We start from the raw sequence: 8870 nt of genomic DNA, 5'->3' as shown, positions 1-8870 counted from the left end.
GGCCCGCTCCGCCGCGCACTCACCGCCGGACGCGGCATCGGCGAGACCACCGTCGAACTCTCCGGCGACATCGACGTCCACATGGTCACCCACGAGGAGGCCGGGCGCGGACGCCACATGCCGACCGCCCCGGGACGACGCGGCGGACGCTCGACTGCCCGCCGCTGGGCGGGGATCGCCTGCGGGCTGGTGCTGCCTCCGCTACTGACCCTGATCCTCTGCCACACCCGCCACGCCATCAACCTGACCAGCGACACCCTGCTCTTCCTGGCAGTGGTGGTGGGCATCTCCTGCCTCGGCGGTCTGGTCTCCGCCCTGGTCGCGTCGCTGACGGCGTCACTGCTGCTCAACTACTACTTCATCCCGCCGATCCACACGTTCACCATCGCCGAGCCCAACAACGTGCTGGCCCTCTTCGTCTTCGCGCTGGTCGGCCTGGTGGTCGCCGGGATCGTCGACACCGCGACCAAACTCTCCGGCCGCGCCGCCCGTGCCACGGCCGAGGCCGAGACGCTCTCCGGCCTGGCCGGAAGCGTGCTGCGCGGCGACCAGGCGGTGCCCGCACTGCTCGACCGGCTGCGCGAGACCTTCGCCATGGACAGCGTCGAGCTGGTCGAACGCGTCGTCGAGCCGGACGAGTTGGCCGCCATGCCGGGCGCGGAGGCGGTCCCGGTCGGCGTCGGCGCCTCGCTGGTGCTGCGCGGCCGTCCGCTGCCCGCCTCCGACCGCCGCGTCCTCGCGGCCTTCGCCGCGCACGTCGCCGTCGCCCTCGAACGGACCCGGCTGGCGGAGGCTGCGGCCGAGGTCGAGCCCGTCAAGGCCGCCGACCGGCTCCGCACCGCGCTGCTCGCCGCCGTCAGCCACGACCTGCGCACACCGCTGGCCGTCGCGCTCGCGTCGGTCTCCTCGCTGCGCAGCGACGACGTCGAGTTCACGCCCGAGGACCAGCAGGAGCTGCTGGCCACCGCCGAGATCTCGCTGGAGAAGCTGACCCGACTGGTGGAGAACCTGCTCGACATGAGCCGCCTCCAGGCCGGCGCGCTCTCGCTCCAGCTGCACCCGACGCCGCTGGAGGACGTGGTGTCGCTGGCGCTGGACTCGCTCACCTCCATGACCGACGTCGAGGTCGACACCCAGGGCCTGACCGAGACCCCGGCCGTCGTCGTCGACGGCCCGCTGCTGGAACGCGTGGTGGCCAACCTGGTCGCCAACGCCCTGCGGCACGCCGACGGCAAGCCGGTGCTGCTCAGCGCCAGCACCCTGGGCGAGCGGGTCGAACTGCGCGTCGTCGACCGCGGCGTCGGCCTGCCCGAGGAGGACCGGGACCGGATCTTCCAGCCGTTCCAGCGCCTCGGCGACAACGACAACGAGACCGGCGTGGGCCTCGGCCTGGCGCTGGCCCGCGGCCTGACCGAGGCCATGGGCGGCACGCTGACCCCCGAGGACACCCCCGGAGGCGGCCTGACCATGGTCCTCTCCGTCCCGGCGGACACCGCCGAGCACGAGCATGACGACCTTGAGCTCCACCCTGAGCTGGAATCCGAACCGCACTACGACGCAGAGGGGGAACTGTCGGCATGACCCGAGTCCTCGTCGTCGACGACGAGCCACAGATGCTGAAGGCCCTGCAGATCAACCTCCAGGCCCGCCGCTACACGGTCGCCACCGCGACCGACGGCCGCCGCGCGCTGACGGAGGCGACCCGCAACCCGCCGGACGCGATCATCCTCGACCTCGGCCTGCCGGAGATCGACGGCATCCAGGTCATCCACGCGCTGCGCGCCTGGAGCGCGGTCCCGGTGATCGTGCTGTCCGGCCGCGCGGACTCCGCCGAGAAGGTCAGCGCGCTGGACGCGGGCGCGGACGACTACGTCACCAAGCCCTTCGCCATGAACGAGCTGCTCGCCCGGCTGCGTGCCGCGCTGCGCCGCCCGACCAGCGAGGACCTGGTCACCGCGCCGGTCCGGCTGGGCGACTACCTGATCGACCTGAACAGCTGCGTGGTCCGCCCGGCGAGCGGCGACGGCACGCCGGTCCGGCTGACGCCGACCGAGTGGCGGATCCTCTCCGTCCTGGTCCAGAACCCGGGACGGCTGGTCACCGGCCGCACCATCCTCCAGCGCGTCTGGGGGCCGGGACGGGACGACAAGACCAACTACCTGCGCGTCTACTTCGCGGGCCTGCGCCGCAAGTTGGAGCCGGACCCGGCCCACCCCCGGCACCTGCTCACCGAACCGGGGATGGGCTACCGCTTCGAGCCGTGAGCTCAGGCCGAGGCCTGCGGCTTCTCGTAGACGGAGACGTGGTTGCGGCTGGCGGCGGTGAGCGGCGTGCGCTGCCACGTCTCGTGGCGCTCGCGCAGCCGCAGCCCGGCGAGGCGGGCCATCAGGTCCAGCTCGCTCGGCCAGCAGTAGCGCATGCGCAGCGGACGGAGCGTGGTGCGGCCGTCGGCGTCGATGGTGATCCGCTGGTAGGTGACGGCCTGCTCGACCGGGTCGTGCAGCTGGACGTCGAGGAAGACCGAGTCCTCGCTGATCGCCCGCGTCTGGGTGCGCTGGCCGCGGTCGAACTCGCTGACGTCCTGCACGTAGCACTCGATGACGAACAGGCCGCCGGGCTCCAGGAGTTGGGCGACATCGCGGAAGCAGTCGAGCTGCCGTTCCTGGGTGGGCAGGTTGAACAGGGTGTTGTAGACGAGGTGGGCGAGCGGGAACGGGCCTTTCACCGCGTCGGCGGCGTCGGCCATGTCGCCGACGGCGGCCGGAATCGCGGCGCCGCCCGGCTTGGCGTGCAGGTGTTCCACCATCGCGGCGGAGCCCTCGACGCCCTCCACCGCCAAGCCGCGTGCGGCCAGCGGGATTGCCACGCGGCCGGTGCCGATGGCCAGTTCCAGGACGCGGGAGCCGGGCGGGACGAGGTCGGCGAGGAAGTCGACGGCGGGGGTGGGGTCGAGGGGGTGTCGTGCGTCGTACTCGTGGGCGTAGTGGTCACCGAAGAAGGACGGATCTGCGAATCCACTCATGGCGGACCATCACATACCTTGGCCGACGCCCTGACAAAGGAATTTCCGGGACGCGGAGTTTCCCTGGTGTGTCAGCCAGTCCGGTTATGTCCGGTCGAGTCCGGTCAGTTCCAGGCGGAGGGGTGGCGTCGGCTCGGCATCTCCGGCTCGAACGATTCCAGCGAGGCCCGCCGGAACCGGGACCGCGCCGTCCACAGCCCCACCGCCGCGCGGACCAGCGCGGGCAGAGCAGCCATCGCGACCAGCGCGGCCAGCCGCCAGGCGTCCGTCCAGCCCGCCCAGCCCAGCGTTCCGTCGCGGTGCTCCACGAACCCGTCGTAGAAGAGCCAGAAGACGGGGACCACCACCAGCGCGGCCCGCAGCCCGCTGCCGCGCCGGGTCACCACCGCGCACGCCAGCCCGACCATGACCAGCCCCACCACCGCATGCCGCGGTGAGGTCACCGCCCCCGCGAACAGCGCCGCCACGGCCGCGATGCCGAAGGCGAGGACGAAGAGCAGCGATGTCGGCAGCGGCGCCGCAGCGGCGGCCGAAAGGTCGGGCGGGGAGTCCTGGAACACCCGCTCATCAGAACCGGGCCGGCCGGTCGTGCCGGTCAATCTTGACGTCTTCCATACGCATCGGGGCCGCATCCATACGCGTTCTTGTCGCCACCTGATGCCGCTGCCGGGCGGGCAGCGCGGTGAGCAGCGCGGGCGGCGGCACGGCCAGCACCCGGCACCCGGCCCGCTTGACGCAGAAGCGGGAGACCGCGCCGTGCAGCCACCGTGCGGGCCAGCCGCGCTCGCCCGCGCCCAGCACCAGCAGGTCGTCGGGCCGGTCGGCCAACTGCACCAGGGCGTGGCCGGGCTCACCGCGCACCACCAGCCGGGTCAGTCCGCCGGTCAGCTGCGGCATGGCCGCGAGCCCGCCGAAGGCGTCGTCGAAGCTGCCCTCCAGCCGGTCCACGGCGGCCTGCTCCCAGGCCTTCAGCAACTCCGGTACGGGAGCGCGTCGGTAGCCGATCTCGCCGCCCGGCGGCGTCCAGGCCAGCACCGTGACCAGGCTCCGCCCGGTCCGGTGCGCCTCCGCGGCGCCGACCCGCAGCGCTTCGAGGCTGCTGATCGTCCCGCTGACGCCGACGACGACGCGTCCGCCGCCCTGGTCGTCGCGCCGCTCGTCCACCGTGTCCATGGCCCTGCACTGCCTTCTTCGAGTGTCTTCGAGGGAAGTCCGCTGACTGCCTCTCGATTGCACACCCGTTCGGCGCATGGACCGGGCGGCCCTGACTGCCTCCATACGCCGGGACCGCCCGTATTGACGCCCCCTTACCGGCTGCCTCAGCGGGTGGGCTCACTGAGCCGCAGACGCAGTCGGCAGACGGTCGCGTCCGTGCGGCGGCGCACGGCGCGGGAGATCAGCGCCCCGCGCTGGTTGTGCAGCGGCCAGGTCCACCAGTGCTCCGGCTCGACCTCGGGGACCAGCACGGTGACGCGGTCGTAGGCGTGTTCGGCGCGCAGCGTGCGCAGGTAGCCGACCAGCGGCCGGGCCAGCTCGCGCCGTGCGGCGGGGATCTCGACCAGCGGCACGCCCGGCTGCCACAACTCCCAGTCGCGGCGCAGGTTCTCGGCCGCGGCCCGCTCCTCCGCGTCGGACTCGGCGGGGACGACGGTCACCGCGACCACCTCGTCGCCGAGCGAGATCGCCGCCGACAGCGCCTCCCGGGTCAGCCGCGACATCGTGCCGACGGGCACCACGACCAGCGAGTGCCGGGCCTCCGGCGCGGCCGGGACAACGCCCAGCTCCAGCTTGTCGCCGATGTTCCGGTAGCCGCGCCGCACCGCGCCGAAGAGCAGCACCAGGGCGGGCAGCAGCACCACGACGACCCAGGCGCCCTCGGTGAACTTGGTCAGCGTCTCGACCACGGTCGCGCAGGCCGTCAGCACCGCGCCGAACCCGTTGATCAGCGCCTTGCCCTTCCACCCCGGGCAGCGCACCAGCCACCAGTGCCGCACCATGCCCACCTGGCAGATGGTGAAGCCGACGAAGACGCCGATGGCGAAGAGCGGCACCAGGCTGTCGACGTCCCCGCCCGACGCGACCAGCAGCACCGCGGACGCGCCCGCCAGCGCGAGCACGCCGTGCCGGTACACCTGGTGGTCGGCGCGGAGCGCGAAGACGTGCGGCAGATGGTGGTCCCTGGCCAGCAGCCGCAACAGCACCGGCAGCCCGCCGAAGGAGGTGTTGGCGGCCAGCGCCAGCAGCACCATGGTGGCGAACTGGACCAGGTAGAAGAAGAACCCGTGCCCGAACGACGCGTCGGTCAGCTGCGCCAGCACGGTCACGCCCTCGACCGGCTGCAGGTGGAACCGGCCGATCAGCACCGCCAGCCCGATCAGCATGATCCCGAGCAGCGCGCCCAGCGCGATCTCGGTGTGCTGGGCCCGCTTGACGCGCGGCGTCCGGAACGACGGCACGGCGTTGGCGATCGCCTCCACGCCGGTCAGCGCGGAACAGCCGGACGCGAACGCCTTGAGCAGGAGCAGCACCCCGACCGAGCTCGCGTTCGACGCCACGTCGGACGCGTGCCCGGTGGCCAGCAGCGCCACGGGGTGGCTGCGCAGCAGACCGACGACGACCACGCCGAGGATGGACGCGATGAAGACGACGGTCGGGATCATGAACGCGCGCGCCGACTCGGCGATCCCCCGCAGGTTGACCCCGGTCACCAGCACCAGCACGGCGAGGCAGATCCACACCCGCTCCCCGTAGAGCCAGGGGAACGCGGACGTCAGCGCGGCGACGCCGGCGGTCACCGAGACGGCCACGTTCAGCACGTAGTCGATGACCAGCGACGCCGCGGCGATCAGCGCGGTCCGCCGCCCGAGGTGCGCCTTGGCCACGGCGTAGGCACCACCGCCGTCCGGGAACGCGGCGATGACCTGCCGGTAGGAGAACGTCAGGAACGCCAGCAGCGCGGCGATCGCGAGCGTGACGGGAAGCGTGTACCCGAGCCCGTGCGCACCGGCCGTCGCCAGCACCAGCACGATGGCCTCCGGCCCGTACGCGACGGACGCCATCGCGTCGAGCGAGAGGGCGGCGAGGCCGCCCATGGCCGAGAGCCGGTGCTTCTCGCTCTCCTCGGAGGCGACGCCGTCCGCCTCCGGTATCGGATGTGACGCGGACTCGTCGGTGGCTGCGGGTGCCGACATTTCCCCTCCCGGGGGGCGGTGCGGGTCGTCTGAATGCGTCCCCATGCTGACCGCGTACGGGACGGAGCCCGCGCCATCCTGATGCGCTCGTAACGCGCTTTGACGTGGTCCATACGCGCTCCATACGGCTGCGCTGTCAGAGCCCTGCGCCCCTGGATGCTGCGTGGTCGCCTCGCCGCACCTGGGCCGTCCGCGCGGCGAGATCAATAGAAATATCCGTTTTAACCTAGTCTCGATCTGTGGTGAACATCCCTCAGATGATGAAGCGCTTGGTCATCGGCCGAGCCATGCGCAGCGAAGAGCTCGGTGAGACGCTCCTTCCGAAGCGCCTCGCGCTTCCCATCTTCGCCTCCGACCCGCTCTCCTCCGTGGCCTATGCCACGCAGGAGATCCTGCTGGTGCTCACCGTCGGCGGGACCGCCTTCCTCTACCTCACGCCCTGGATCGGCCTCGCCGTCGTCGTGCTGATGGCCGTCGTGGTGATGTCGTACCGTCAGGTCGTCTACGCCTACCCCAGCGGCGGCGGGTCCTACGAGGTCGTCTCCACCAACCTCGGCCCCAACGCCGGCCTCGTCGTCGCGGCCTCACTGCTCGTCGACTACGTGATGACCGTCGCCGTCTCCGTCGCGTCCGGCGTGGACAACATCATCTCGGCGTTCAACGGCCTCGCCGGATACCGCGTCCTGATGGCGGTCCTCTTCGTCGCACTGCTGGCCGCGGTCAACCTGCGCGGGGTGCGTGAGTCCGGGAACGCGTTCGCCGCGCCGACCTACCTCTTCATCGCGGGCATCGTGCTGATGGTGGTCACCGGCTTTATCAAGATCGCGCTCGGCCACAGCCCGGTGGCGGAGAGTGCCAAGTACCCGATCACGCCCGAGGGCCACCAGAACACGCTGGCCGGCTTCGCCCTGGTGATGCTCGCGCTGCGCGCCTTCGCCTCCGGCTGTACCGCGTTGACGGGTGTCGAGGCGATCTCCAACGGCGTGCCCGCGTTCCGGAAGCCCAAGAGCAAGAACGCCGCCCAGACCATGGTGGCCATGGGCACCACCGCCGTGGTCATGTTCTCCGGCATCACCATCCTGGCGATGACGTCGAAGATCCACCTCACCAACAACGGCTGTCAGCTCGTCGGCTTCCCCAACTGCAGCAGCGCGCCGCAGGAGACCGTCATCGCGCAGCTCGCGGCGGCGATCTTCGGCGGTGAGCACAGCCTGCTCTTCTACTACATCCAGGCGGTCACCGCGCTGGTCCTGGTCCTGGCGGCGAACACCGCCTTCAACGGCTTCCCGCTGCTCGCCTCGATCCTGGCCCAGCACCGTTACGTGCCACGGCAGTTCCACACCCGGGGCGACCGGCTCGCCTTCTCCAACGGCATTCTGGCGCTGGCCCTGGTCAACGTCGCGCTGCTGGTGGCGTTCAAGGCCAACGTCACCAACCTGATCCACCTCTACATCCTCGGCGTCTTCACCTCCTTCACGCTCTCCCAGATCGGCATGGTCCGGCACTGGAACGAGTTGCTGCGCGACCCCGCCGCCGAGTCCGGCGCCAAGGCGGCGGCCAGGCGTTCGCGCGTGATCAACGCCTTCGGCGCGGTGGTCACCGGGCTCGTGCTGGTGATCGTGCTGATCACCAAGTTCACCCAGGGCGCGTGGCTGGCCGTGGTCGCGGCGATCTTCCTCTTCGCCAACATGAAGGCCATCCGCCGCCACTACGACGCCGTCGCCGAGGAGCTGGAGGTGACCGAGCCGGACGAGGAGCGGACCCGTCCGGCCAAGGTGCACGGCGTCGTCCTGATCTCCAAGCTGCACAAGGCCACCCTCCGCGCCCTCGGCTACGCTCAGGCGCTGCGCCCGGACACGCTGGAGGCGGTCACGGTCTCCGTCGACCGGGACGAGGCGGTCGAGCTGGAGCGGGAGTGGGAGGAGTACAACCTCGACATCCCGCTGAAGGTGCTGGACTCGCCGTTCCGGGAGATCACCCGGCCGGTCATCGGCTACGTCCGCGCGCTGCGGCAGTCCGCGCCCAGGGACGCGGTCGCCGTCTTCATCCCGGAGTACGTGGTCGGGCACTGGTGGGAGCAGCCGCTGCACAACCAGTCGGCGCTCTGGCTCAAGAGCCGGCTGCTGTTCATGCCGGGCGTGATGGTGATCAGCGTGCCATGGCAGCTGGACTCGTCCCGGGCGGCGATGCGGCCGATGCGCCGCGCGCCGGGTGCGGTCCGACGCGGGTTGCCGCCGGTCAGTCCTCGGAACCTGCGGAAGTGACCCGCAGGTGCGCGACGTGGTAGACGGCCTGGTCCAGCAGGGCGGAGACGTGCTCGTCGTAGAGCGCGTACTCCACGGAGCGGCCCTGCCGGGCCCTGGCCACCAGCCCGAGGTTGCGCAACAGCCGTAGCTGGTGGGAGCAGGACGACTGCTCCATGCCGATGTCGGCGGCCAGTTCCTTCGGCGTGCGGGGCCCCTGCCGCAGCCGGGAGAGGATCAGCAGCCGGGACGGCGTGGCCAACGCCTGCAGCGTCGCGGCGACCCGCTCGGCCTCGGCGGTGTCCAACGCGGTGGCGGCAGGCGGTGCGGCGGCTGGGGCTGTGGCGTCAGCCGGAGGCGCGGCGTCGACTGCCGCGTCGACTGCTCTGGGGACCATGGTTTTCATCGTACTCA

The 8870-nt window shown here is 71.4% G+C and carries 8 protein-coding genes; 3 read left to right on the top strand and 5 right to left on the bottom strand.

Annotation, left to right across the window (positions count from 1 at the left end; translation table 11 throughout):
* Together ABH940_RS32735 and ABH940_RS32730 are read left to right on the top strand one after the other, a co-directional pair.
* A partial coding sequence (locus ABH940_RS32735; RefSeq protein WP_370072001.1) for an ATP-binding protein occupies positions 1 to 1581 on the top strand: 1581 nt, incomplete at its 5' end.
* Positions 1578 to 2264 (top strand): response regulator, encoded by a 687-nt coding sequence (locus ABH940_RS32730; RefSeq protein ID WP_370072002.1) that lies wholly within the window; start codon positions 1578 to 1580, stop codon positions 2262 to 2264. The genes ABH940_RS32735 and ABH940_RS32730, both read left to right, overlap by 4 nt.
* 2 nt (positions 2265 to 2266) lie before the next feature.
* On the opposite strand, the gene ABH940_RS32725 is transcribed toward ABH940_RS32730, so the two are convergent.
* The 4 genes from ABH940_RS32725 to ABH940_RS32710 form a co-directional block, all read right to left on the bottom strand.
* Positions 2267 to 3022 (bottom strand): class I SAM-dependent methyltransferase, encoded by a 756-nt coding sequence (locus ABH940_RS32725; RefSeq protein WP_370072003.1) that lies wholly within the window; start codon positions 3020 to 3022, stop codon positions 2267 to 2269.
* 104 nt (positions 3023 to 3126) lie between these two features.
* On the bottom strand, positions 3127 to 3582 hold the full coding sequence (locus tag ABH940_RS32720) for a hypothetical protein (RefSeq protein ID WP_370072004.1): 456 nt from the start codon (positions 3580 to 3582) through the stop codon (positions 3127 to 3129).
* Between the two features lie 7 nt (positions 3583 to 3589).
* Entirely contained in the window at positions 3590 to 4195 is a 606-nt protein-coding gene (locus tag ABH940_RS32715) for a universal stress protein (RefSeq protein WP_370072005.1), read from the bottom strand.
* Positions 4196 to 4341: 146 nt separating this feature from the next.
* Positions 4342 to 6213: an APC family permease gene (locus tag ABH940_RS32710; protein WP_370106928.1), complete on the bottom strand. Its 1872-nt coding sequence runs from the start codon at positions 6211 to 6213 to the stop codon at positions 4342 to 4344.
* Between the two features lie 257 nt (positions 6214 to 6470).
* Between ABH940_RS32710 and ABH940_RS32705 the strand changes: the two genes are divergently transcribed.
* Positions 6471 to 8477, top strand: a complete 2007-nt coding sequence (locus ABH940_RS32705) for an APC family permease (RefSeq protein WP_370072007.1) — start codon at positions 6471 to 6473, stop codon at positions 8475 to 8477.
* Here ABH940_RS32705 and ABH940_RS32700 read toward each other — a convergent pair.
* Positions 8452 to 8853, bottom strand: coding sequence for an ArsR/SmtB family transcription factor (locus tag ABH940_RS32700; protein WP_370106927.1), 402 nt, complete (start codon positions 8851 to 8853; stop codon positions 8452 to 8454). The genes ABH940_RS32705 and ABH940_RS32700 overlap by 26 nt on opposite strands.
* Positions 8854 to 8870: the final 17 nt, after the last annotated feature.

The sequence above is a fragment of the Streptacidiphilus sp. BW17 genome, from assembly GCF_041262485.1.
GTDB lineage: Bacteria > Actinomycetota > Actinomycetes > Streptomycetales > Streptomycetaceae > Streptacidiphilus.
This window is presented reverse-complemented; position numbering and strand designations above follow the sequence as displayed.

Coding starts and splice junctions, on each gene's coding strand:
- ABH940_RS32715 (WP_370072005.1), bottom strand. CDS start 4,195: ATGGACACGGTGGACGAGCGGCGCGACGACCAGGGCGGCGGACGCGTC.
- ABH940_RS32730 (WP_370072002.1), top strand. CDS start 1,578: ATGACCCGAGTCCTCGTCGTCGACGACGAGCCACAGATGCTGAAGGCC.
- ABH940_RS32705 (WP_370072007.1), top strand. CDS start 6,471: ATGATGAAGCGCTTGGTCATCGGCCGAGCCATGCGCAGCGAAGAGCTC.
- ABH940_RS32725 (WP_370072003.1), bottom strand. CDS start 3,022: ATGAGTGGATTCGCAGATCCGTCCTTCTTCGGTGACCACTACGCCCAC.
- ABH940_RS32710 (WP_370106928.1), bottom strand. CDS start 6,213: ATGTCGGCACCCGCAGCCACCGACGAGTCCGCGTCACATCCGATACCG.
- ABH940_RS32700 (WP_370106927.1), bottom strand. CDS start 8,853: ATGGTCCCCAGAGCAGTCGACGCGGCAGTCGACGCCGCGCCTCCGGCT.